The organism is Pseudonocardia terrae, from assembly GCF_021343995.1.
GTDB classification, from domain to species: domain Bacteria; phylum Actinomycetota; class Actinomycetes; order Mycobacteriales; family Pseudonocardiaceae; genus Pseudonocardia; species Pseudonocardia terrae.
The window spans coordinates 41,365-65,581 of the sequence record NZ_JAJTTE010000039.1 but is presented as its reverse complement, the minus strand read 5'-3'; the positions used below and the strand labels follow the sequence as shown (position 1 = coordinate 65,581).

20 protein-coding genes are annotated in these 24,217 nt (G+C 72.0%); 4 read left to right on the top strand and 16 right to left on the bottom strand.

What is annotated here, in order from left to right; translation table 11 throughout:
• Positions 1-87 precede the first annotated feature (87 nt).
• The 3 genes from LWC33_RS23880 to LWC33_RS23870 are packed head-to-tail and all read left to right on the top strand — an operon-like array spanning position 88 to position 2,704.
• Entirely contained in the window at positions 88-1,365 is a 1,278-nt protein-coding gene (locus tag LWC33_RS23880; protein WP_233306692.1) for an aromatic ring-hydroxylating oxygenase subunit alpha, read from the top strand.
• Positions 1,362-1,898, top strand: a complete 537-nt coding sequence (locus LWC33_RS23875; protein WP_233306691.1) for an aromatic-ring-hydroxylating dioxygenase subunit beta — start codon at positions 1,362-1,364, stop codon at positions 1,896-1,898. The genes LWC33_RS23880 and LWC33_RS23875 overlap by 4 nt, the downstream gene beginning before the upstream one ends.
• Entirely contained in the window at positions 1,895-2,704 is an 810-nt protein-coding gene (locus LWC33_RS23870; RefSeq protein WP_233306689.1) for an SDR family NAD(P)-dependent oxidoreductase, read from the top strand. The genes LWC33_RS23875 and LWC33_RS23870 overlap by 4 nt, the downstream gene beginning before the upstream one ends.
• 77 nt (positions 2,705-2,781) lie before the next feature.
• On the opposite strand, the gene LWC33_RS23865 is transcribed toward LWC33_RS23870, so the two are convergent.
• The 7 genes from LWC33_RS23865 to LWC33_RS23835 form a co-directional block, all read right to left on the bottom strand.
• Positions 2,782-3,900: an NDMA-dependent alcohol dehydrogenase gene (locus LWC33_RS23865; RefSeq protein WP_233306687.1), complete on the bottom strand. Its 1,119-nt coding sequence runs from the start codon at positions 3,898-3,900 to the stop codon at positions 2,782-2,784.
• Positions 3,901-3,930: 30 nt separating this feature from the next.
• A complete protein-coding gene (locus tag LWC33_RS23860) occupies positions 3,931-5,397 on the bottom strand; it encodes an aldehyde dehydrogenase (protein WP_233306686.1) in 1,467 nt (488 codons plus the stop codon).
• Between the two features lie 53 nt (positions 5,398-5,450).
• The gene (locus LWC33_RS23855; RefSeq protein ID WP_233306685.1) at positions 5,451-5,771 is read right to left on the bottom strand and encodes a 2Fe-2S iron-sulfur cluster-binding protein; all 321 of its coding nucleotides are present in this window, start codon (positions 5,769-5,771) and stop codon (positions 5,451-5,453) included.
• Positions 5,772-5,836: 65 nt separating this feature from the next.
• The gene (locus LWC33_RS23850; RefSeq protein ID WP_233306684.1) at positions 5,837-7,081 is read right to left on the bottom strand and encodes an NAD(P)/FAD-dependent oxidoreductase; all 1,245 of its coding nucleotides are present in this window, start codon (positions 7,079-7,081) and stop codon (positions 5,837-5,839) included.
• Positions 7,078-8,409, bottom strand: coding sequence for a cytochrome P450 (locus tag LWC33_RS23845; RefSeq protein ID WP_233306683.1), 1,332 nt, complete (start codon positions 8,407-8,409; stop codon positions 7,078-7,080). Before LWC33_RS23845 ends, LWC33_RS23850 begins: the two co-directional genes overlap by 4 nt.
• Positions 8,410-8,582: 173 nt before the next feature.
• Positions 8,583-9,416, bottom strand: coding sequence for an enoyl-CoA hydratase/isomerase family protein (locus tag LWC33_RS23840; RefSeq protein ID WP_233306682.1), 834 nt, complete (start codon positions 9,414-9,416; stop codon positions 8,583-8,585).
• Positions 9,417-9,482: 66 nt separating this feature from the next.
• Complete coding sequence (locus LWC33_RS23835; RefSeq protein WP_233306681.1) at positions 9,483-10,469, bottom strand: quinone oxidoreductase family protein; 987 nt, start codon at positions 10,467-10,469, stop codon at positions 9,483-9,485.
• 311 nt (positions 10,470-10,780) lie between these two features.
• Here LWC33_RS23835 and LWC33_RS23830 point away from each other — a divergent pair, with 311 nt between their 5' ends.
• Complete coding sequence (locus tag LWC33_RS23830; protein WP_233306680.1) at positions 10,781-11,962, top strand: LuxR C-terminal-related transcriptional regulator; 1,182 nt, start codon at positions 10,781-10,783, stop codon at positions 11,960-11,962.
• Between the two features lie 101 nt (positions 11,963-12,063).
• Here the strand turns inward: LWC33_RS23830 and LWC33_RS23825 are convergent, their stop codons facing one another.
• Genes LWC33_RS23825 through LWC33_RS23785 form a run of 9 tightly spaced genes read right to left on the bottom strand, consistent with a single transcriptional unit; the run spans position 12,064 to position 24,124 of the window.
• The gene (locus LWC33_RS23825) at positions 12,064-12,273 is read right to left on the bottom strand and encodes a hypothetical protein (protein WP_233306679.1); all 210 of its coding nucleotides are present in this window, start codon (positions 12,271-12,273) and stop codon (positions 12,064-12,066) included.
• 7 nt (positions 12,274-12,280) lie between these two features.
• Positions 12,281-13,663, bottom strand: coding sequence for a peptidyl-prolyl cis-trans isomerase (locus LWC33_RS23820; protein WP_233306678.1), 1,383 nt, complete (start codon positions 13,661-13,663; stop codon positions 12,281-12,283).
• The gene (locus LWC33_RS23815) at positions 13,663-16,098 is read right to left on the bottom strand and encodes an RND transporter family protein (protein ID WP_233306677.1); all 2,436 of its coding nucleotides are present in this window, start codon (positions 16,096-16,098) and stop codon (positions 13,663-13,665) included. The genes LWC33_RS23820 and LWC33_RS23815 overlap by 1 nt, the downstream gene beginning before the upstream one ends.
• Positions 16,095-17,417: an MlaD family protein gene (locus LWC33_RS23810; RefSeq protein ID WP_233306676.1), complete on the bottom strand. Its 1,323-nt coding sequence runs from the start codon at positions 17,415-17,417 to the stop codon at positions 16,095-16,097. The genes LWC33_RS23815 and LWC33_RS23810 overlap by 4 nt, the downstream gene beginning before the upstream one ends.
• Before the next feature lie 9 nt (positions 17,418-17,426).
• Positions 17,427-18,794 (bottom strand): MlaD family protein, encoded by a 1,368-nt coding sequence (locus LWC33_RS23805; protein ID WP_233306675.1) that lies wholly within the window; start codon positions 18,792-18,794, stop codon positions 17,427-17,429.
• Between the two features lie 2 nt (positions 18,795-18,796).
• On the bottom strand, positions 18,797-20,197 hold the full coding sequence (locus LWC33_RS23800) for an MlaD family protein (RefSeq protein WP_233306674.1): 1,401 nt from the start codon (positions 20,195-20,197) through the stop codon (positions 18,797-18,799).
• An 11-nt stretch (positions 20,198-20,208) separates the two neighbouring features.
• On the bottom strand, positions 20,209-21,498 hold the full coding sequence (locus LWC33_RS23795) for an MlaD family protein (RefSeq protein ID WP_233306673.1): 1,290 nt from the start codon (positions 21,496-21,498) through the stop codon (positions 20,209-20,211).
• Complete coding sequence (locus LWC33_RS23790) at positions 21,495-22,892, bottom strand: MlaD family protein (protein ID WP_233306672.1); 1,398 nt, start codon at positions 22,890-22,892, stop codon at positions 21,495-21,497. Before LWC33_RS23790 ends, LWC33_RS23795 begins: the two co-directional genes overlap by 4 nt.
• The gene (locus tag LWC33_RS23785) at positions 22,889-24,124 is read right to left on the bottom strand and encodes an MlaD family protein (protein WP_233306671.1); all 1,236 of its coding nucleotides are present in this window, start codon (positions 24,122-24,124) and stop codon (positions 22,889-22,891) included. Before LWC33_RS23785 ends, LWC33_RS23790 begins: the two co-directional genes overlap by 4 nt.
• Positions 24,125-24,217 lie beyond the last annotated feature (93 nt).

The following is a 24,217-nucleotide window of genomic DNA, read 5'->3' as shown; positions in this document are numbered from 1 at the left end:
GAATCCTACACACAGAATCAGTTATGGTCTGACCGATTCCGCCGAGCGGGCGGGGAACCTGGACGACGCCGTCGAGGAGTCAGACACATGACCGTCACGCACGACCCGACCCGACAGCTGGCCGCGAGCGGCCCGCTCGTGGAGGAGGACCTCGCCGGGCACCGTTTCCGGGTGCACCGCTCGACCATGACCTCGCCCGAGATCCACACGATGGAGCTGGAGCGCGTCTTCGGGCGGAGCTGGCTCTACGTCGGGCACGAGTCCGAGATCCCGGGGAAGGGCGACTACGTCCGCCGGCCCGTCGGCGGCCGCCGGGTGTTCATGGTGCGCGGGCGGTCGGGGCAGGTGAACGTCTTCCACAACAGCTGCACGCACCGCGGCGCGATGGTGTGCCGCACCGACCGCGGCAACGCCAAGGTGTTCTCGTGCTTCTACCACGCCTGGTCGTTCAACACCGACGGCGACCTGGTCGGCGTCCCGGACCGGCAGGCCTACGGCGACGGGCTCGACTTCTCGGCGCTCGGCCTCCGCAGCGTCCCCCGGGTGGAGAGCTATCGCGGCTTCGTGTTCCTGTCCTACGACCCGGACATCATGGGGCTGATCGAGTACCTCGCGGACGCGAGGGAGTACATCGACCTCGTCGTCGACGCGACCGGCACCCCCGAGATCATCTCCGGCACGAACGAGTACGCGATCAACGCGAACTGGAAGCTGCTGGCGGAGAACAGCATCGACGGCTACCACGCCGTGTCCACGCACGACACGTACTTCAAGTACCTGGTGGCACTCGGCACGGACCTGGCCGGAGGCGTGAACGGCACGGCCAGGGCCCTCGGCAACGGCCACGCCGTGCTCGAGTACGCCGCGCCCTGGGGCCGGCCGGTGGCGAAGTGGGAGCCGCTGTTCGGCGAGGCCTCCCGCGAGGAGATCGGCCGGCTGCGCGCCGAGCTGGTGGACCGGTACGGCGAGGTGCGCGCCTCGCGGATGGCCGACACCAACCGCAACCTGTTGATCTACCCCAACCTCGTGATCAACGACATCATGGCGGTCACCGTCCGCACCTTCATGCCGGTCTCCGCGGACCGCATGGAGATCACCGCCTGGGAACTGGCACCCAGCGAGGAGCTGCCGCAGCTCCGCCAGCGCCGGCTCGACAGCTTCCTCACCTTCCTCGGCCCGGGCGGATTCGCCACGCCCGACGACATCGAGGCGTTGGAGTCCTGCCAACACGGCTTCCACAGCGGCGGCGTGGAGTGGAACGACATCTCCCGCGGCATGGCGCGCGAGCCGCAGGCCAACGACGAGGAGCAGATGCGCGCCTTCTGGCGTCGCTGGAACGAGCAGATGATCGGAGAGACGCGATGACCGCGACCGCGGACGCGCAGTCCGTCGCGCCGACGCCCGAGGTCGGCCGCATCGACTCCGTGACCCGGGAGCAGGTCGAGGACCTGCTCTACCTCGAGGCGGGCCTGCTCGACGACTGGGAGCTCGACACGTGGTTGGCGCTCTACACCGAGGACTGCCGCTACGTCATCCCCTGCAACGACACCCCCGAGGGCGACCCGGCCCGCGACCTGGTGCTGGTCGACGACGACCATCTCCGACTGTCCTGCCGTGTCGAGCGCCTCAACTCCCGCCGGGCCCACCGCGAGTACCCGCACTCCGCCACCAGTCATCAGGTGACGAACGTGCGCCTGCTCCCGGTGGAGGGCGACGAGCTGCCGGTCCTGGCCGAGTTCGTGGTCTGGCGCTTCCGCGGCGAGCGCTCGTACTCCTACGCGGGCCGCTACCACTACCGGCTGCGGCTGGTCGACAGCCGACTGCGCGTCGCGTCGAAGCGGTGTGTGCTGCGGATGGGCAGCCTCCGCCAGGTCTCCGACGTCGCGATCATCCTGTGACGGCCCCCGGTCCGCCCATCGACCGGGCCCGCCCGCTGCTCGAACGGGCCGTGATCGTGACCGGCGGGGCGACCGGCATCGGACTGGCCATCTCTCGTCGGCTCCTCGGCGACGGTGCCTCGTTGCTCGTCGCTGCCCGCGACGAGCAGGAGCTCGAGGTCGGCCTCGACGCTCTCGTGCCCGGCGCGGGCGTGCCTGCGCCGGTCGGGTTCGCCGGTGACCTCGCGGCCCCCGGCACAGCGGAACGGATGCTCACAGCCGCCGTCGGGGCCTTCGGGCAGGTCTACGCCTTGGTCAACAACGCCGGAGGCGGGGTGATCCGGCCGACGCTCGACCACACCGAGGAGACCCTGCGGGCGACGATCGACAACAACCTGTGGACGACGCTGCGGTCCACGTTGGCCCTGCTCCCCCATCTCGTGGCCGGCGGCGGCGGGCGCATCGTCAACATCGGCGCGGAGTCGGTGCGCAACGGGCTCACCGCACACGCGGTCTACAACGCCGCGAAGGGGGGCGTCCACGCCCTCGCCGTCGGCCTCGCCCGGGAGTTCGCCGAGGCCGGCGTCGCGGTCAACACAGTCGCGCCCTCCTACACGCTGACCTCGGAGCTGGCCATGGCGATCGAGGCGGGAACACTCCCGTCCGCCTTGCAGCCCGTGGTCGACGACGCCGTACGGCTGATCCCGATGGCCCGGCCCGCCGACCCCGCCGAGGTCGCCGGCGCCGTCGCCTACCTCCTGCGGCCCGAGTCCGGCTTCGTGACCGGCCAGGTGATCGGCGTCAACGGCGGCAGCAGCATGGGCTGACTCCCGTGGACGACGGAACCCCGCCCCGCCCACCGTGAGGTGGGCGGGGCGGGGTCGTGACCGGCTCGGGAAGCTCGTCAGAACCGGATGACGCCGCGGATGTTGCGACCGGCGTGCATGTCCTCGTAGCCCTGGTTGATGTCGTCGAGGGCGTACTCGGTGGTGATGAGCTCGTCGAGCTTGAGGATGCCCGCCTGGTACAGGTCGAGCAGCTTCGGGATGTCTGCGCGCGGGTTCGAGGAGCCGAACAGCGAGCCCTTGATCTTCTTCTCGAAGAGGATCAGCTCGAGCAGCGGCACCGGGATGCCGACCTCGGTGGCGTTTCCGAGCGCGGTCACGACGACCGTGCCCTGCTTGCGCACGCCGGCGAAGGCCTGTCCGATGTGGTCACCGGTGATCACGCCGACCGTGACGATCGCGACGTCGGCGCCCTGGCCGTTGGTGAAGCTCTGGGCGAGGGCCGTGCCCTCCTCGACGGTCTCGACGGCGTGGGTGGCGCCGACCGACAGCGCGACATCGCGCTTGAACGCCACCGGGTCGACGACGATCACCCGGGCCGCGCCAGCGTGCACCGCGCCCTGGACCGCGTTCGCCCCGATGCCACCGGAACCGAGGATCAGCACCGTGTCCCCGGCCCGGACGCCGCCGGTGTTGACCGCCGAGCCCCAGCCGGTGCCCGCGGCGCAGCCGAGCAGGCAGGCCTTCTCGAGCGGGGTGTCGGCGGGCACCTTGATCGCGGAGTCGACCGCGACGGTGGTGTGCTCGGCGAACGTCGAGATGCCGAGCGCCTGGCCGACCGGGGTGCCGTCCTCCAGCTGCAGCCGGAAGCTGGTCGGGTCGTCCCAGCGCGCCCCGAGCAGCGCGTTGGCTCCCAGGTCGCACAGGTTCTGGTGCCCGGTGGAGCACCAGCGGCACTTTCCACACGCGGGCAGGAACGAGAAGATGACCTTGTCACCGACCTCGTAGCCCGGGGTGTTCGGCCCGACGGCCTCGACGATGCCGCCGCCCTCGTGGCCACCGCACACCGGGTACACGGCCACCGGCAGGTCGCCGGTGGTCATGTGGTCGTCGGAGTGGCACAGGCCCGACGCGACCATCTTGACCCGCAGCTCGTTCTGCCGGGGGTCGTCGACGAGCAGGTCGGCGATCTCGAACTTGCCAGGGGCCTGGCGGATGATGGCTCCGCGGCTCTTCATGGGAACTCCTTCGTTCGACAGACGCCGCGCTCAGGCGGAGGCGTCGAGGTAGACGGTCTTGAGGACCTGGTAGCTGTGCAGCGCCTCGGGGCCCATCTCCCGGCCCATGCCGCTGGCCTTCACTCCGCCGAAGGGCGCCGTCGGCTCGTTGACATAGGCGTTGATGCCGATGGTCCCGGTGCGCACGCGGCGGGCCACGGCCTCTCCGCGCTCCGGGTCCGCCGTCCAGACGCTGCCGCCGAGGCCGAAGTCCGACGCGTTCGCGATCGCGACGGCCTCGTCCTCGGTGCCGTAGGGGATCACCGACAGCACCGGCCCGAAGATCTCCTCCTGGGCGATGGTGTGGTTGTTGTCCACATCGGCGAACACCGTCGGCTGCACGAACCAGCCGCGGTCGAACGCCTCGGGGCGGCCGCCGCCGACGGTCAGCCGGCCTCCCTCCGCCTTGCCCTTGGCGATGTAGGACTCGACCCGGTCCCGCTGCCGCGACGACACGAGCGGCCCGATCTGGGTCGACTCGTCGAGCGGGTCACCGATGCGCAGCGAGCCGGCCAGCCCGCTGACGGTGTCGACGACCTCCTGGTAGCGGTGCTGCGGCGCGAGCACGCGGGTGCCGAGCCAACAGATCTGTCCGTTGTTGAGCAGGGTCGAGGCGAAGAAGCTCTCGATGGTCGACGACAGGTCGGCGTCGTCGAGCACGATCGCCGCGGACTTACCGCCGAGCTCCAGGGTGACCGGGCGCAGCAGCCGGCCACAGGTCTCGGCGATCGCGCGGCCCGCCGCCGTCGAGCCGGTGAAGGAGACCTTGTCGACACCGGGGTGCGCGATGAGGTGCGCCCCGACGTCGCGCCCGCCGGGCACGACGTTGAGCACGCCGGGGGGCAGCTCGGCCTCCAGCGCGGCCTCGGCCATCAGCATGGCGTCGAGCACGGTCTCGGGGGCGGGCTTGAGCACCACGGTGCAGCCGGCGGCCAGCGCCGGGGCGAGCTTGAGGAACGTGATGCCCTGCGGGACGTTCCACGGCACCACGGCGCCGACGACGCCGACGGGCTCGCGGATGACCCGGGCCCTGCCGCCCAGCATCCCGTCGCGGGTCTCCTCCTGCGGGGTGCCCGCGACGAGGCCGGAGTAGTAGCGCAGCAGCAGCGCCGGGAACCCGGCCTCGAACTGCTGCGCCAACCAGATCGGCATGCCGTTCTGCAGGCTCACCCGCGTGGCGGTCTCCTGGGCACGCTTCTCCAGGGCGACGGCGAAGCGCTCGAGCGCCTCCTGCCGGCGGGTAGGCTCCCAGTGGGCCCAGCCCTGCGGGTCGTCGAAGGCGCGCCGGGCCGCGGCCACGGCGTCGTCGATGTCGCGCTCGGTCGACACCGGCACGCTGCCGAGGCGCTCCTCGGTCGCTGCCGCCTGTACCGCGAGGGTCTCCCCCGAGTCCGGCTTCGCGGTCTGGCCGTCGATGTAGAACCAGGTGTAGTCGGTGGTTCCGGTCAGGACGCTCATGTGCTCTCTTCAGCTCCTCGGCTGTCTGCGGCTACTACTCGGGGCGGGACGGGTCAGCCGTTCGTGTCCGGGACGCTGATCCGCACGCCGTCACATCCGTCGCGGACGATGAGCTGGCAGGACAGCCGGGAGCGCGCGTCGGCCCCCTCCGCGAACTCCAGCAGGTCCCGTTCCTCGTCCGTGGCCTCGTCGAACAGGCCTGCGAACTCCTCGTCGAGGTATACGTGGCAAGTCGCGCACGAGCAGCTCCCCCCGCATTCGGCGACGATGCCGGGCAGGTTGTTGCGGACCGACCCGTCCATGACGCTCTGTCCGGCCGGCACCTCGACGTCGTGTACGGAACCGTCGGGGACCACGTAGGTGACCTTGGGCATGGTGCTCCTGGGTTGGGGCGAGGGTGTGCTCGCCAGGTTCTGATGGCGTCCGGAAAGGACAGGGGTCAGAGCGCGGCGCCGCGGAGCGCCGCGTCCGCGTCCCGCAGCACCTCCGGGTCGACGCGGGTGCCCGCGCCGATCCACTTCTTGCCCGCCATGAACTCCGGCGAGGCGTTGGCGGACTCGACCGCCACCGGTCGACCGTCCACCAGGTGGAACAGGGCGAACCGCCCGCTCGCGGGGTCACCGCGCAGCACGGTCTGCGTCCCCGGCGCGACGATGCCCGCGATCTTCAGCTTCAGGTCGAACTGGTCCGACCAGAACCACGGCGTCTCCGCCGCCGGGAGCGGCTTCCCGAGGATCGTCGCGGTCGCCTGCTTCGCCTGCTCGGTGGCGCTCGGGATGCTCTCCAGCCGCGCCGGGCCCTCCACCCCGGGAATGGGCCGACACGTCACGTCGCCGATCGCGAGCACGGCGGGGTCACTCGTCCGCGCCCCGGCGTCCACCAGGATCCCGCCGCGACCCGGCGGGCCGGTCTCGATCCCCGCTGCCGTCGCGAGCTCGTCCCGGGGCAGGGCTCCCACGCCTACCAGGACGGCGTCACAGTCGACCGCGTCGCCGCCGTCGAGAACGGCCCGCCGGACCTGCCCGTCCGCGCCCTCGAGCGCCACGACCGCCGCCTCCGTGCGGATGACGGTCCCCCGGTCGGTGTGGCACCCGCTCATGATCGCGGACAGCTCGGGGCTCGCCACGCGGGCGAGCACACGCTCCTCGCGCTCGAGGACGACGGCCTCGACCCCGCGCGAGCGGGCGACGGCCGCGACCTCCAGACCGATGTAGCCGCCGCCGACGATCAGCAGCCTGCGACCCTCCTCGATCCACTTCCGCAGGGCCCGCGCGTCGCCGAGGGTGCGCAGCGCGCCGACCCCGCCCAGGTCGGCGCCGGGGACCGGGAGCGGCCGTGGGCGAGCGCCGGTGGCCAGCACCAGCACGTCGTAGGACAGGTCGGCGCCGGAGTCGAGCGCCACGGTGCGCGCGGCCCGGTCGATCGCGACGGCCTGCTCGCCGAGCCGGACGGTGATCTTCTGCTCGCCGTAGAACTCGGGCGGGCGCAGCCACTGCTCCAGCTCGCCGTCGACGAACTTCTTCGACAGCGGCGGACGGTGGTAGGGATGGTCCAGCTCGTCACCGACGAGGACGACCTCGCCGGTGTGCCCCTCCTGCCGGAGCAGGCCCACGAGCGCCGCGGCGGCATGACCCCCACCGATGACGACGACGCGGCTGCCCGCGCCGGCAGGAGGGTGGGTCACGCCAGCTCCAGCCTGACCGGGAGGTTCTTCAGCCCGCCGACGAAGTTGGTCTGCATGACCTTGCGCTCGCCGATGACCTCGATCGACCTGATCCGGGGCAGCAGCTCCTCGAACATGATCCGCAGCTCCTGCTTGGCCAGGTGCTGGCCGATGCACATGTGCGGGCCGTAGCCGAACGCGATCTGCCGGTTGGGCCGCCGCGAGATGTCGAACGTCGTCGGCTCCGGGAAGACGTCCTCGTCGCGGTTGCCCGACTGGTAGAGCAGCATCAGCCGGTCGCCCTCGTGGATCGTCCGACCGCGCAGCTCGTAGTCGCGGGTCGCGCGGCGCACGAAGTGCTTCACCGGCGAGGCCCAGCGCAGGCCCTCGTTGACCAGGTCACCGATCAGTTTCGGGTCCTGCTGCACCGCGGCGAGGGTCTCCGGGTGGTAGGAGAGCGCCTCGAGCGTGGCGGCGAGGGTGGTCGTCGTGGTGTCGTGACCGGCGGTCGCGATCGCGACGAACCAGCCGTACGCGAAGGTCTTCGGCCAGAACTCACCGTCCTCCTTGCGCGCGTTGGCGATGATCGACGCCAGGTCCTCGCGGGGCTCGGCGCGGCGCGCCTCCACCAGCGAGTCGAAGTAGGCGTAGAAGTCCTGGATCGCGGCGGCCCACTGCTGGGCGGCGGCCTCCGGGCTCAGCGGCTCGACGTCGGCGCGGGCGGTGTCCGGGTCCGCGGTGCCGAAGAAGTCCTGGGTGAGCCCCATCATGCGGGGCTCGTCCTCCTCCGGGACGCCGAACAGCGTCATGACGACGTGCAGCGGGTAGTAGATCGCCCAGTCCTTGACCAGGTCGATCTCGTTGACCCCGACCTCGAGCTTGCCGTCGATCGCCTCGCGGGCGAGCTTGCGGACCGTGTCCTCCCAGCGCTTGAGGTTCGCCGGGCGGAACCAGTCGTTGGCCACGTCCTTGACCGCGGTGTGCTCCGGCGGGTCGAGGTAGGTCACCGTCTCGAGGATCCGGAGGCTGCCGCCGGTGAGGCTCTTGGTGAACGCGTCACCGGCCTGGTTGGCCAGGATCGGGTTGTGCGAACCCTTCTCCTCGCCGCCGCCGCTGGTGAAGACGTCGGGCTGACGTTCGACCTCCATCAGGTCCGCGTGCTTGGTGACCAGCCACAGCGGGTCGTAGCCCTCGACGTGGACCTGGGCGAGCGGGTTGTTCTCCCGCAGCCACTTGTAGGCCGCGAACAGCGCGACCTCGTCGCGGTGGCCCTCCGGCAGGACGATCTGCCGGGCGATGCCGTCGGGCACCGGCTTCGTGGTGGCGGTGTCCGCCTCGGTGGTGGTCACGGGTCCTCCGGTGGTTCGCGGCGGCGTCGTCGGACGCCGCGTACCGGGCCTCACGGCCCGAGGTACGTCGGATCGAGTAGCGCCATCGTCCGACCGGAGGCATGTGTCGCACATCGCTCCTGGGGGGAAGACTCGTCATCCCGACGGCTACCCGTCCGCTGCTCCCGCAGCGCTCAACGCATGCGCCACACCGGATCGCGCTTCTCCCGGAATGCGGCGACCCCCTCCTTGATGTCCTCCGTGGTGAAGGCGAGCGCGAGTTGCGAGCGCAGTCCGTCGAGCGCCTCGCGAAGCGGAAGGTCGCGCGTGGCCGCGAGGGCGTCCTTGCCCATGCGCATCAGCAAGGGCGACTTCGCGGCGACGCGGTGCGCCCATCCGCGTACCGTCTCCGCGAACTCCTCGTCCGGTACCACGGCGTTGACGATGTTGAGTCGGTGCGCTTCCGTCGCCGAGATGGGATCGCCGAGCATCATCAGCTCGTTGGCCTTCATCCGGTCGACGTTGCGGTAGATGAGCGCCGAGATCATGAACGGGAACACTCCGACGTTGATCTCCGGACAACCGAAGCGGACGCCCTCGCGCGCGATCACCAGGTCGCAGGCGAGCGCCAGCCCGAAGGCCCCCGCCAGCACGTCGCCACCCGCCGCGCAGATCACCGGCTTGCCCAGCTCGGCGATTGCCAGGTAGAGCTGCGGGAAGCGCTCGAGGCCCGCGTACTTCTCGATCGTGGGCACGTCGCCGGCGAAGGCCTTCAGATCGCCTCCGGCGGAGAACACCCGCTCATGCGAGGAGCCGAGCACGACGACCCGGACGGCGTCGTCGGCCCGCGCGGCCGCGAAGCCCACGAGAAGCTCGTCGAGCATTGCGTCACCCAGGGCATTGCGGCTGTCCGGATGGTCCAGGGTGAGCCAGGCGACCCCTTGGTCGTCGATCTCGTACCGCACCCGGGACGTGGTGGCCGGCATCGTCGTGCGCGCGGCCGCAGGGCGGATCCCGTTCGTGGTCATGGCTGTCTCCGGTGGATCGGGGCCCGGCGCCGGTCGCCGGAGCCGGTCGAATGAGGCGTCGATGCGTCAGGTGCCGCGGATTCGCAGAACGACCTTCCCGAAGCCGCGTCCGGACTCCAGGTGGCGGTGCGCGTCGGCGGTGTCCGACAGAGGGAACTCACGGTCAACCGGCGGGGGGACGATGCCCCGCCGCTCCACGAGGTCGACGAGTCCGGCGAAGTCGGCCAGGCTACCCATCGTCGTGCCGAGCAGGTCGTACTGTCCGAAGTAGAAGCGCCGGACGTCGAGGTCCGCCCGCTCTGCGCGGGCCGAGCCGAGCACGACCACGCGCCCGCCCGGCCGGACGGCCTCGAGCGCCTGCGCCCACGTCCCCACCGGATCGAGCACGACATCGAAGCCGGCCTTGTCGGGCGAGAGCGCTCGTGCGGCCGTGGGCCAGCCGGGATCGCGGTAGCTCACGCCCCCCGTCGCGCCGAGCGCGACCGCAGCGTCGATCTTCTCCGTGGCCGAGGACGTGACGTGCACGGTGGCGCCGATGCCGGCGGCGAGACTGACGGCCATGGTGGCCACTCCACCCCCGGCCCCGAGGACGAGCAGCGACTCCCCGGCCCGCAGCCGTGCGCGGGTGAACAGGGCGCGGTACGTGGTCAGACCGACCAGCGGGAGAGCGGCGGCGTGGGACCATGACAGCCCCGCCGGCTTGCGTACGACGCATTCGCTCGGTACCCGGACGTACTCGGCGTAGGTACCCGGTCGGTGGTCGCCGAGGATCTCCCATCGCGGGCCCGGCGCTCGCTCGTCCGACCCCCACCACAGCGAGGGAAGGATCATGACCTCCGCGCCGTCGTCGACCCGTGTCCCGGCGCCGTCACTACCCGGCACATGCGGCAGGGGCGACCCGTACCTCCCCTGCCGGACGAGCACGTCGTGCCAGTTCAGGGCTGCGGCCTCCAACCGCACTACTGTCGATCCCGGCTCCGGCTCCGGGTCCGGGAAGTCCTCGTAGACCAGGTTGGACGCGTCACCGAACCCTTTGAGCACCGCTGCTCGCACTCGCTGTTTCCTCTCGTCGTCGAGGAGGGCGCCGCCCCGCTCCTACGCCGGAGCCGGCGTGGCCGAGTCACCGAAAGGGTGGAGCCTGGCCCTTCACCGAAGAGGCACGGTAGAATTGTTGGACCGAAAACTCAATCCAGGACCGGCCGGATCCGCCTGCTCGCGTCACCCGGCACTCGGAGGCGTGAGATCCACGTAACCCTCTCGAAGGACAGTCGTTAGCGAACTGTTGGACCATAAGTGCGCATCGGGGGTGCGGGCCCTCCGGACCACCGAGCGCGTACCGCCCCCGTGCTCAACGAGGAGACACGATGCCGTCGACCAGTCAGTCGGCCGTCTTCGACCGCACCACCACCACCCGGAGCCTCCGCCGCCCCCACGCGGTGGGCAGCGAGATCAGGCGAGCGCGCTCCGTCCTCGAACTCGTCGCCCGGCTCACCGGGTGGGACGGCGCTCCCGGCCCTGCCGTGAGCCTCGGCCCCCACGCCGCCGAGGTCGCGCTCGACGCCGCCCAGTCGACGGTCGTCGACGCTCTCGCCCGCGCCGAGCTCGAGCCCGCGGACCGGGCCCGGCTCTCCGCGGTCGTCCTGCAGGTCGCGCAGGCGCGTACCGCGATCAGGGAAGCCGGGCTCGCCCGGCGGACCGAGGCGCTGGCTTCGGTCCAGGGCGTGCTCGACCGGCTCCGCTCGGCCACCAGCGTCGGCACGCTCATCGATCGGGCGCCGCACGAGATCGGCAGGGTCGGGTACGACCGCTGCCTCGTCTCGAAGCTGCGCAACGGTCGTTGGATCGCCCGCTCGGCCTTCGTCAAGGGTGATCCCGGGATGGCCGAGGCGATGCGGGTCGCCGGGAGCGAGGCCCCGAGACAGGTCGATCAGCAACTGATCGAGTCCGAGCTGGTCCGCCGGCGCTCCCCGATCCTCGTCACAGACGCCCAGAGCAATCCCCGGGTCCATCGCGAGCTGCTCGACCTCACGCAGTCGCGTGCGTATGTAGCCGCGCCCTTCGTGGTCGGTCGGAGCGTGATCGGGTTCGTGCACGTCGACTCGGGTGAGGACGGCGTCGTCGACGAGTTCGACCGCGACGTCCTCGGGATGCTGGCCGAGTGCATGGGCCACGCGTTCGAGCGCGCCGTCCTGCACGAGCGCCTGCAGGCCATCCGCGCGCGCGTGGAGCAGTACAGCTCGTCGGTCCTGGACATGGTGGACGAGGCCGTCGAGGCCGATCTCGAGCCCGTCTCCCGCCCCGTCCCCGTGCCCGACCTCTCGGAGGCGGACGGGAACAGCCGCAGCGCCCGCGCCGCTGTGCTCCGCTCGTTGACCGCCCGGGAGCGGGAGGTGCTCGAGCTGATGGCGGCCGGCGACACCAACGCGCGGATCGCCTCGACCCTGTTCGTGACCGAGGCGACGGTGAAGGCACATGTGAAGCACATCCTGCGGAAGCTGTCCGCGGCGAACCGGGCCGAGGCCGTCTGCCGCTACTTGCGCGGCTGAACCTGCCCACCGCCTGAACGACGACCGGGGGCCTCCGGCAGCAGCACCGGAGGCCCCCTTCGTCGCGCGCGCCGATCGCCCCCACGTCGGCGCCGCGCCGGTCACAGGAGGGCCGTCACCGTGGTCACGGCGAACAGGGCCCCCAACAGAACGCACCCCGTGCCACCGCGGTGCAGGACGCGAGAGCGTCGCTCCCGCTCCTCCGGCGGGAGCGAACGGGCCGGAAGCGTCCCCGCCGCCGCCCTCCCCCACAGCCCGAGGGCCACGAGGGCGACGGCGAGGAGCGCCTGGGCGAGCACACCGAGCAGCACGGCGGACCTAACGCGGCGCGCCGGGGGTGATCCCGGTCGGGGTCGACGGGAGGGCCGCGGGATCGGCCGGCTGGTAGTCGTCGGCGTAGCGGACGTCCGCGGCAGCCAGCTCGCCCCCCAGGAAGTCGCGCCAACGCTGCCCCTGCCGCTCCAGCAGGAGCTGCTGCCTGAGCGGCTCGTGCAGACGCGCCGGATCGGCCGGCGTGGACGCCTGGATCGCGGTCACCACACCGACATTCCAGCCGGACTGTGTGCGAACCGGCCCGAAGACCGCACCCTGACCGGCTCCGAAGGCCGCGTCGGCATAGGGCTTCTCGAGCTGAGCCGCGGCGAGCGTGCCGATCGCACCCCCGGCGTCCCGGCTGGAGGCGTCGGCGCTGCGGGTACGGGCGACATCGGCGAACGGCCGGCCACCCTGGATCTCGGCCAGCACCTGCTGGGCGGTCGCCTCGTCGGCAACCACGATGTTGGCGAGAGTGCGCGTCTCGGGGGTCGCGAGGGCCTCCTTGCGCTCCGTGAACGCGGCGTCGACCTCCGCATCCGTCGCTGCAGGCACGTCCTTCGTCACCGCCTCGAACAGCCGCGAGGCGGCCATCTGCCGCCGGATCTCCGCGAGCACAGCGGGCTCGGAGGTACCCACGGTGCCGAGTGCCGTCACGAACCTCTGCCGAGCGCCGTCACCCGCGCCGAAGTACTGGTCGACGTACCGACCCAGGAAGTCCTGGGCGGCCTTGTCAGCGATCACGATCCCCTGGGCCGCCGCCGCCCGGTCGATGACGCCACCGACGGCCGACGCCTTGGCGAAGTCACGCCGGAAGGTGTCGAGGGCGGCCGGGTCCTCGGGCTTCTGCATCCCGTAGAGCGCGGTCAACGTGTCCATCTGGTGGTCGAGGTCCTCGACGGTGACGTCCTGCCCGGCTGCGCGGTACGCGACACCGTCGGGCAGTCGCCAGGTCAACCACCAGGTGAGGCTGCCACCGGTCAGGCCCAGCGCCAGGACGAGCGCGAGCGCCGCGACGATCTTGCCGCGCCGGGACGCCGGGAGCCGGACCGCGCGCAAGCCTGTCCTTGCCCGTCGGAGCAGGCCGCGCACCCGATCGGCCTTCCCGTCGCCCGTGCCGTCCCCGACGGCGTCGGCCTCGTCCGCGGCCCTCACGGCCCGCTCGGGCTCCCCGGCCTCGTCGGGCACCGCCTGCTGCGCGGCGTCCATGGCCGTCGCGGGCTCCTCGGACACCACGGTCTGTCCGTCGGCGTCGGCGGAGCCGGTCTCCTCGCCCGGGTCGTCCACGACACCGTCGAGGAGGTCCCGCGTGGGGCCGGTCGGCTCGTTCTCGTCGGTCGTCTCGCCGGTCACGTTCCGGATTCCGTTCTGGTACGTCGTCGACGCCATCAGCACACTCCTGCCACGGACGATCGTTCTCGGTCGGATCGCGGCGCCGTGGGGGCGGTCGCCGCGGAGGACATCTCGGGAGACATGGGGCGCGCCCCGGTCACCCGGAGCACGAGGTGCGAGCAGAGCAGGGACAGCACCACCGCGATGGCCAGCTGCGCCCCGAACTGCCGGACGACCTGCAGGTCCGCGGCCAGGAGGGCGGCGTAGCCCAGCACCGAGGCGGCCGTGACGAGCGGCACGGCCAGGCGCAACTCGCTCCGGCCACGGCGGCGCGCCTCGGCCAGCACCACTGCGAACTCGCAGCCCACGGCGGCCGTGAGGGAACCGAGCGACACGGTGAGCGGGGTGAGCTCCGTACCGGTGGCCCACACCAGGAAGAGGCCCGTTCCGGTGGCGAGCACCGCCGAGACGACGGCCACGAGGGCGTCGACGCGGCGCTTCAGCCCCACGGCCAGGACGAGCCCGGCAGCGACGATGCCGGCGACGTTGGCGACCAGCCGGTCCGCCGACACCAATTCGCTGCCGCGTAGCGCCACGACCGGCAGCCCGGTCACCTCCGTCTCGTAACCCGGCGGCGGCGGGGGCAACGCGGCGAGCAGATCGTCGCGGGCCACCGCGAGGCGGTCGAGGTCCTCGAGCCGCACGCCGAAACTCAGCACCGCGGTCGCCCGGTCCGCCGTGAGGACGGCCCCGGTCAGGTAGGGCGGCAGCAGCCGCAGCGCGGAGAGGATCTGTGCATCCGTTGCGTCGGCGCCGAGGAAGGGCAGCAGAGCCGGAGGCGACACGACGGGCCGCAGTGCGTCGCCCTGCCGTGTCACGGCCGTCTCCAGAGCCTGCCGCTGCCAGGTGAGGGCCTCGGGGGACATCGTGTCGGGCCCGCGGAGGACGACGTCGAGCTCGCCCGAGGAACCCACGACGTCCTCGACGTGCCGGGCCTCGTCGACGGCCGGCAGGCCCGCTGCGAACTGGTCGACGTCCGCGCGCAGTGGAATGGCCGGCAGTGCGGCCCAGCCCGTCCCGGCGGCGAGGATCAGCGCGGCGAGACCGCCCATCGCCCAGCGCGAGCGCGCCGGAGTCGTTGACATCGGAGCGCCGACTACGGATTCGGACGGCACGTCCGGCCGGCCGGTGAGGAACGGGGCCGCGAGCCCGACGAGCGCGGCCAGCAGCACGCCGGCCGACAGCGTGACCCCGAGGTCGCGGACCAGGGGCAGCGGGGACAGCAGCAGCGTCCCGAAGCTCGTCGCGGTTGCACAGGCGACCGTCAGCACGGTCCGTCGTGATGCCCCGAGCAGGACGTAGGTCGGGTAGTAGCAGCCGATGCCGAGCACGACCGAGAGGAAGGCGACCACGCCGAGCGACACCGGGCGGCCGATCCATCCGTAAACGGCCAGCGTCATCGCGATCGCCGCCACGGTGGTGGCGACCGGCACGAGGCGCTCCCGGCGACGCGTCCAGCGGACGAGCAGGAAACACGCGAGGACCGCGGCGATCGCAAGGCCGCCGAGTACCGGGGCGGATGCTGTCGTGCGGTCGGACAGCGCAGCGACGACCGCCGGTACACCGGAGACGGTTGCACGCGTACCCGGTCCCAGGTCGGCCGAGGCGAGCTCCGCCCGGACCCCGTCGACCAGGCCGGCGGCCGCGCTCGCGTCGAGTCCCTCCCGAGGCCGGACGAGCACGGCGATCGAGCGCTCGGACGGCACCACGAACCGCCATTGCGAGCGCGGCCCCCCGGACGCGCCGAACACCACGGTGTCGACGAACGAGGGGTTCTTCAGCGTCGGGAGTCCGGCAGGTAGGCCCTGGGCGAGCAAGGTCGCGTAGCGCCCGTCGAACGCGGCCGCGGCCCGGTCGGCCTCCGCGGTGGCGACCGCGGAGGACGCACCTGCGTCGCGGGCCTCCCGCTCGGCGCGGACACGCTCCGCGTCGCGTCGGCCGCTCAGTTCCGCCAGCAGATCCTGCGTCCGGCCCGCGATCTGGTTGAGCAGCGTCCCGGGCCCGTAGACGGTGGCCACATCGGGAAGCCGCGCGAAGGTGCCCTCGAGGCGGACCAGCGACTCGAGCCGATCCCCGCGAAGCAGGGCCCGCGGCTCGTCGGTCTCCACCAGCACGACGACGGGGTCGCCGCCGAAGTCCCGGGAGAGTTCCTCGAACTGGCGTGCCGCAGGGTCCCCCGAGGGCAGGAACGATCCCAGGCCCGTGTCGGTGCGCAGCCGGGCGAGTCCGCCGACGGTCACCACCAGCAGGGCGACGACCAGGACCACCGCCCCGGCCCGGCGGGGATTCCGTCGGGCCGAACGGAGGGCCGCCGCGGGTGCCCCGATCGCCCGGCGTGCGCCGCGCCGAGCTCCGCGGATCGCCGGGCCGAGCCGCCGGAGCGGCCCGGAGATCCGGGCCGCCCGGCGGGTCACCTTTGCGCCCGCCGTCATCGGGGCGGTTCGTCCCGCTCGACCCGCGGGTAGGGATCGGTGTTGATGGTCCCGGGGTCGAGCGCGGCGCCCGGCTTCGGGATCGGGTTCTGCCGCGCACGCAGCGGCAGGGTATTGGTGTTCACCGGAATCCCCTTGAAGGTCTGCTCGCTGAAGAGCGGCATGATCTTGTAGATGTGCCCGCGGGCGTCGCCGCCGGCCAGCGAGGCCATGAAGCCCTGGAAGATCGACACTACGTCCGGCGCGTAGGGCTGCAGGTAGGCCAGCGCAGGGTTCGCGTCGCGCAGCAGTTCCGAGGTCGGCGGGATCAGCCCGTCGACGTCGTCGGTCAGGGTCGGCACGCGATCGAGGGTCGCCGGGGCCCGGTCGAGGACCCCGTCGAGCGACGGGAGCGTGGCCCGCAGGTCTGCGCTGGTGCCGGGGAGTTCGACCAGGGCGGCGGACAGGTCAGGTGCCGCCGCCTGCAGGTTGCTGGCAACCGGCGCGAGCGATTCGGACAGGGTCCGCAGGTCACCGCTCGCGGTCCGGGCGCTCGCCAGCACGGGGGGCAGCGCGCGCATGACACCGCGGATGTCCTCCGCTCCGTCCGCGGTCGCCTGCGTGACCGTGTCAGCGTCCTGTACCAGCTGCGCGATCCTGCCCTGCTGGGTGTTGAGCGCGGCGAGGACCGCGGCCGTGGAGCCGGTGAGCTGCTTGAGGTCTTCCGACTGGGCGGCCAGCGCGTCGAGGGCGTCCTGACCGTTTCGGCCCAGCGCACCGAGCCCGACGACGGCGTCCGAGACGGCCTGCTTGCTGTCGGCCGTGCTCAGTCCGGCCGCTCGGACCGCGCTCCCCAGCGACTCACGGGTGGGCGCATCGAGCGTGGTCAGCACGTCGTTGACCTGTGTGGGCGGGCGGGCCGAGCCGGCCGGCAGCGTGCCGCCGGCCGGGACCTCCGGCCCGGTGCCGTCGGTGATCTCGAGGAACGTCTCCTCGATCAGGCTCTTGGCCCGGACCTGCACGACCGCGCCCTCGTGCAGCGGCGCGTTGTCCGGTTCGAGATCCATCGTCACGCGGGCGTGGTCGCCCTGGTCCTGGATGTCGGCGATCTTGCCGACCCGAACCCCGGCGATCATCACGTCACCGAAGTAGACAAGGTTGGCGACCCGCGGCACGTCGACCAGGACCCGATAGGCCGCCGGGCTGTAGCCCGGGAGCTTGCCGCCGGAGTTGACCCAGAGGAAGCCGAAGATGGCTGCGCACAGGGCGGTGAAGACCACGACGACCAGTAGCCTGACCGTCGTCGGCCGCAGGAGCCGGGAGGAGGACTGTCCGGACATGATGCTCACCTATCTCGAGCCGACGAGGGGGGACGGGACCTGGTCGAGCGCCTGACCGACCACCGGGGCAGGGACGGGCTCGTCCGAGGGACCGAGCGGTCCGGTGATCGGGCCGCCGGCGGTGCCCACGAGATTTGCGGGCGGAGGCAGCAGGGTCTCCGGGTTGAAGGTCAGGATGCCGCGGAGGATGCCGCCGTTGCCGTCGCGGAGGCTCACGATGTCGCGGGTGTTCACGAAGAACGCGCCCACGTCGGGCAGGTAGTCCAGCAGCGTACCGGTGAACGGTTCGAGCTGGCTGGTCGTGCGCTCGAGCGACGGCAGGGCACGGTTCAGGTCCGCGACATACGGCCGCAGGTCCCCGACCACGGGCGTGGCCTTCTGTACCACGGGCGCGGCCACGTCGATCGTGGCGTCGAGCTGGTGAACGGTGCCCTCGAGCCGGGACAGTGCCTCCGGCAGATCGTTCGACGCCGCCTGGACGTTCCGCAGGGTCGGGTCGAGCTGGTCGGCGAGCCCCTGTACCTCCGTGGTCGCGGCGCGCAACTGCGCCGTCAGGTCCGGCAGCTGGCCGAGCGCGGAGTCCAGCGGCTGGTCGTTCTCCGCCAGTGCGCTGAGCGTGGTCTGCAGCGAGCCGGCGAGGTCGGTGAGCCGGGAGTCGTTCGCGCCGACCGCCGTGGAAATCTGCCCCAGGGCGGTCACGAGCCTGCGCAGGGTCTCGCGTCGCTGGTCGAGCTGCGTGACGACCGGTTGGAGCTTCTCGGTCACTCCCGCCGTGGCATCCAGGCCACCGGGCAGCGCCTGCGGTGCGCTGGCCAACGCCACGTCGGACTCGGCCAGGAGCTGGGTGAGGCCGCGTCGGGCCTCGCCGTCGAGGTGGGCGAGCACCTCGTCGACCTGGACCGGTCGGTCGGTGTTCGTCACCGGGAGATCGCCGCCGGACGGCACGAGCCTGCCGGGCGGCCCGCCCGGGGCGATCTCGACGTACATCTCGTTCAACGGGCTCTTCGGCCTCAGCACCAGTCGGGCGTTGTCGTAGACCTGGGTGCCCGGCTCCATGTCGAGCTCGAGCCGCGCCTTGCCGTCCGGACCGATCTCGGCCTCGGCGATCTGTCCGACGATCACGCCGGCCACCCGGACCTCCTGTCCGTTGCCGGGCGAGATGCCGGGGGACGCCTCGAAGGCCGCGTGGACGACGTACCGGTCGGTCCAGGGCAGGGTGAACCGCTGGTTGCCGAGGATGATCCCGCCCGTCACGAGCGCCAGGGCCAACAGGACCAGGACGATCACGACGTTACGGCCGAGGCCGGGCTCGTTGCGGATGCGCTGCAGGCTGGTCCGGAGCTTGGACCGCCGGGGCGGTGTCGTGGTGGTGGTCATGCTCAGTTACCTCCCACCAGCCCGAGCGGGCCGGTCCCGGGCGGTTGCTCGGTGACGTCGTTGAACGGCGGCAGCGTCGTCACGGGCTCCTGGGAGTAGGTGCCGCCCGAGAGCCGCTTGACCATCTGGTCCGTGCTGATCGGCAGACCGCTCGTGGAGCCGGAGCCCAGTCCGGGCTGGAAGCCGATCGTGCCGCCGTTCTGGTCCTCGTAGCCGGCGGCCCGGCCGAGGTTGACGAAGGTGTAGACGACGTCCCAGTACAACGGGCGGTCGGACTGCGACGAGTCGTACGGACCGCTCCCCTGGTACGGGGTGTTCAGCCAGTCGGTGATCGGTCCGTCGAGGCGGTCGAGCACAGGGCCCCGCAGATCGTTCAACGCGTCCGTCGCGGTCGATGCGGCCGGCACGAGGTCCCCGACGAGCGGGCGGGCGTCGGTCAGCAGGGTTCGGGTGTCGTGCACGAAGGGAACTGCCTTCTGCAGCACGGGGTCCAGTGTGTCGAGGGTGCTGTCGAGCCGGGTCGCCACCGGGCGGATGTCGGAGGCGGTGTCCCGCAACGTGGTGAGCGTGCCGTCGAGCCGTTCGAGACCGGCGCGGGTGCTGGCCAGAGTGGCCGGCAGCGCCTCGACTGCGGCGCCGACATCCGCGCTGCGGTTGCCGAGCACCGTTCCGGTGGTCGACAGGTCGTCCACGATGGACTCGAGCCGCCCGTCGTTCTCGGTGAGCACGCGGGCGGTGTTCTCCAGCCCGTCGACGACGGCGGTGAGGTCGCCCGGGTGCGCGCCCTGCGCGGCGTCGAGCACACCGGCCGCGGGCCCGAGCGCCGCCGGCGCCGAGGCGGTCAGCCGGCGCAGCGCGGTGGACCCGCGCTCGCCGAGCGCTCCGTCGAGGTTGCCCACCGTACTGCGCAGCCCCTGCAGTGCGTCCGGCTGCAGAGCCTGGACGACCTGGTCGAGCTCCACCGGTCCCGCCGAGCGCTCCAGGGGGATCTCGTCGCCGGTGAAGCGGCCCGGGTCACCGCCGGGCTGCAGGTCGACGAAGTAGATCCCGCCGAGCAGCGTGGTCGCGCGGACCGTGGCTGTGGGCGCAGACCCCAGCGTGTCGACTGCTTCGTCGTCGACCCGCATGGTCACGACCGCGCTGCCGTCGTCGGCCCGCTCGACACCGCTGACCTTGCCCACCGGGACGTAGGCGACCTTCACCTCGCTGATGAACTCGCGGAGCTTGTAGTCCCCGGCGAAGTGCACGGTGATCGTTTCGCCGCCGCGCAGGTAGGTCCCGATGCGGTCCTTGTTGAACAGGCCGAGGAACAGGGCCAGGACGATGACCAGGAACAGGATCCCGAGGGTCACCGGGGAGAGGCCCTTGCCACGGCGGCCGCGCCGGCCGCTCGGCCTCAGCATGGCGGGGAGGCTCATCGCCGCTCTCCGATCGGGGAGTTCGCGTAGTGGTCGAAGGTGCCGCCCGGCGGCGGGTAGGCCTCGCGGTGAACGGTCGGGTCCTCGATCGGCACGTTGTTGAGCACGCTCTCCGGCTTGATGATCGGGTAGATCATCAGGCCGTGGCCGAGCGTGTCGCTGTACTTCAGCGCGTCGGCGAAGTAGGTGAAGAAGAGCGACAGGTCGTTCGAGTAGCGGCCGATGTACTGCGTGCTCGGAGCGGCCTGGTCCATGGTCGTGCCCAGCTGGCGGGCCAGGGGCTGCAGGTTCGCGGAGGTCGGTGTGAGGTCCTCCACCGCAGGCCCTGCCGACCCGGAGACACCGGGCACCTTGTCCAGGGGCCGGACCGCCTCGCGCAGCACGCCGCGGAGGTCAGGGGTGGCCTGGCCGAGCGCCTCCGCACCGGGGCGGACGACCGTGACCGCGTCGCGTGTGGAGGCCAGCGGCCCGTTGAGCGAGTCCAGGGCCGAGCGGGCCTCCCGCAACGTGTCGGGCGCCCACTTCAGCGTCTCCGCCGCGGGCCTGCCTTCGTCGGTGTTCACGGCGGCCAGCGTCGGGTCGAGCTGGCTGACCAGCGCGCCCAGACTCTGCTGCCGCTCGGCGAAGGAGCGGGAGAGCCGGTCGGCCGCGGTCAACAGGTCCGACAGACCCGCGCCGCTGTCGGCCGACAACGCATCGGAGACGGTGCCCAGGTCCGGCAGCACCGCTGGTAGGGCCTGGAGGCCGTCGGACAGGTCGGTGCCGCGTCCGGCGAGGCCGCCGCCGACGTTGCGGATGGTCGACGCCGCCGCGTCCCTCGTGGCCGGGTCGAGGGTGTCGAGCAGGGTGTCCAGCTCCTGGGAGGGCGTCGTGTCGGTGATGGTCGAATCGGCCGGGAGCCGGCCGGCGGCCTCGGTGCCCGGGGTCAGCGACAGGTACTTCTGTCCGAGGGCCGAGCGGGCGCCGATGGCCGCGGTCGCGTCGCGGTAGACGGGCCGGGCGTCCTCGAGCTGCATCGTGGCGACCGGGGTTCCGTCGACCAGGGCGATGTCGGAGACGTAGCCGACCCGCACGTCGGCGATGCGCACGTCGTCGCCGCGCCGCAATGCGCCGGCGTCGGAGAACGCCGCCTTCACCTCGGTGCGCTCGACTCCGGGGAGGTAGCTGGGGAGGCCGTTCTGCGCGGTGATGGCGAAGGCGACGATCGCCGCCAGGAAACCGACGACGCCCACCCCGACGAGCGTCGAGCGCCGCCGGCGCCAGGCCTGTTTGCGTGGTGCGCTCACGAGTCCCCTCCGATGAGGAAGCCGAGGGCGCCGCCCTCCTGGTCCTTGGTCAGCCCGGTCACTCCACCGTCTCCGCTCTGGGCCGGAGGCGTCAGCAGCCCGTCGGGGTTGCCGGTCTGCGGCGGCTCGACGGGCTCGCCGGCAGGGTCGGTCGTCAGCGGCGGCGGGGTACCGCCGACGCCGGCGTTGCCGCCCTCACCCGGCACGTTGCTGGTCACTGTCATCGGCGTGACGTCGGTGAACGCCCGGAAGTAGTGGGTGAGCCCGTCCTTCGCGTTGGTCGTGAGGGCCCAGCGCTTGAGGAACTCCATGACGTTGCCGCGGTTCGCGGTCAGGTCGCGGACGACCGGCTCCAAGCCCGTCACCGTGTCGACGGTGTCCGGGCCCTGCTCGCGCAGGCTCGTTGCGACCGGCCGGACCTCGTCCAGCAGTCCCTTCGCCTCGTCGAGCACGGGCTGGAGCGAGGCGAGAGCCGGGTCGGCGGACTCCGCGAAGGCGATGAGCTCGCGGCTCACCTGCTGGAGGTTGTCGGTGGTCGGCCGCAGGGCTGCAAGGGTCGGAGCGGCCTCGCGCGCGGTACCGGCCAGCTCGCCGAGCGTGGTCCGCGCGCTGCCGATCGTGCCGGGCAGTTCCTGCAGTGTCGCCCGCAGGTCCTGCTGGTTCGCGGCCGCGGTGCCGAGCAGCCCGTGCGCCGAGCCCACGAGTCGGTCGAGCGCCTTCCCGTCCTGTGTGGCGAGCGAGGAGGCCACCGGCTCGAGCGAGTCGACCAGGCTGTTCAGAGTGTCGTTCTGGTCGGCGAGGATTCCGGCCAGCTGGTCGGTCCGCGTCATCGCGGGCTCGAGCGCCTTGATCGCCTCGTCGACGTTGCGGCCGTTGCCGTCGAGACCGTCGCCGAGGACGCCGACGAGGGCGCCGAGCGCCTCGCCCGTCGGGTCGTCGACCACGTCGAGTACCTGGTCGAGGTCCGTCGCCTGACCGGTCCGGTCGACCGGGATCTCCTGGGCGGGGTCCATGACGGGCGCGGCGGCACTCCCCCGGTCCAGGTCCACGAAACGCTCGCCGAGCAGGGTGACGGGGCGGATCGTCGCGCGCGAGTCGATGTGCAGCGGCAGCACCGACCGGTCGAGGTCCATCACGACCTGGGCTGCGCCGTCCACCACACGCATGCCGGCGATCTCGCCGACCTTCACCCCGGCCAGACGCACATCGTTGCCTGCGAGCAGGGGGCTGGCGTCGGCGAAGCGGGCGAGGACGCGGACCTGGTCACCCTCCCCGCCGTCGGGGCTCGAGGCGCCGATGGTCGCGACCGCCACCACCGCCGCCGCGACGGCCGCGAGCCGGCTCGCACCGAGCCTGCGACTCCTGCGGGGGGAACGGGTCGTCGGCCCGCTCACCGGAGACCGTCCCCGAAGGCGTCGGTCCACTCCTGTCCGGCGATGGCGCCGGGGTTCGGGTAGGGGTCGTAGGTGATGCCGGGCGGGATGACACTGGGCATGTCGGTCACGCTCGTCGTCCCCTCCTGGAAGTAGATGCGGGCGTAGTTGCCGTTGCCGTCGTAGTTCGCCATCGCCGATCCCCAGTGCGACGCCCAGGCGATGACCTCGGGCATCATCGGCCGCAGGACGGCCAGCGGATCCTGCAGATCGCCGACGATCGAGGTCAGCGGGGGCAGGTCGGCGTGCGCGACGTCGAGCAGACCCGGCGTGCGGTCGAGGAGGTCCTGCGCCGCACCGAGCGTCGGGCGGAGATCGGCCGTGAGCGGCCGCAGGTCCTGGAGCAGCGGCCGGAGGCTGCGGGAGACCGGGCCGAGCTTCTCGGTGGCCGGCCGCAGGTCGTCGAGTAGCGGGGTCGCCTCGTCGACCACACTGGGCACCAGGTCCAGGGTGGTCTTGGCGCGGTCGAGGGTCGGCGGAAGCTGGGAGAGGGTGTCACGCAGCTGGTCCCGGCGACCCGCGGTCTCGGCAGAGAACCGTGCGACCTGTTCGATCACCGTGCGGACCTGCGCGTCGCGGTCCCGCAGCGTGCCCATCATGTCATTGAGCCGGACGACGAGGTTCCGGATCGCCGGCCCGTCGGTGCCGACGGCCTGCAGTACCCGGCCGAGCGCCGAGACCGCCGGTCCGGAGGTGCGCAGGGTGGCGTTGAGGTTCTGCTCGTTGCCCGTCAGGGCGCCGTCGAGGTTGCCGACGAGCGAGCGGAGCCGGTCACGTGTCGGCGCGTCCAGGGCGTTGAGCACGTCGTCGACCTCGGTGGCCTTCGGCATCGTGCCCGGCAGCATCGCCCCGTCCGGCAGCTCCGCGTTACCTGCGGGACCGTCGGTGATCTGGATCGACCGCTCGCTCAGCACCGCCTTCCACCCGATGGTCACGGTGGCGCCGTCGTGCAGCGGCGCGACGTCCCGGTCGAGGTCCATCGTCACGAGGGCCTTGCCGTCCCGGGCCTCGATACCGGCGACCGTGCCGGCCTCGAACCCGTTCACGAGGAGGGCGCCGCCATCGACGATGTTGACCGCGGACGGGAGCACGGCCTGTACGCGGTAGGACCCCGTCCCACCGATGGCGACGACGGCACCCAGGACGAGGAGCCCGGATACGGCGGCGACGGCTATCCGGCGGAGTGGCTTCACATTTGGTCCAACGATTCGGGAGCGCCGCGGGAAACGTCGGATCTGACAGATTAACCCGATCGGGGCAGCGCTCCGGACAAATTCATAGCGGGC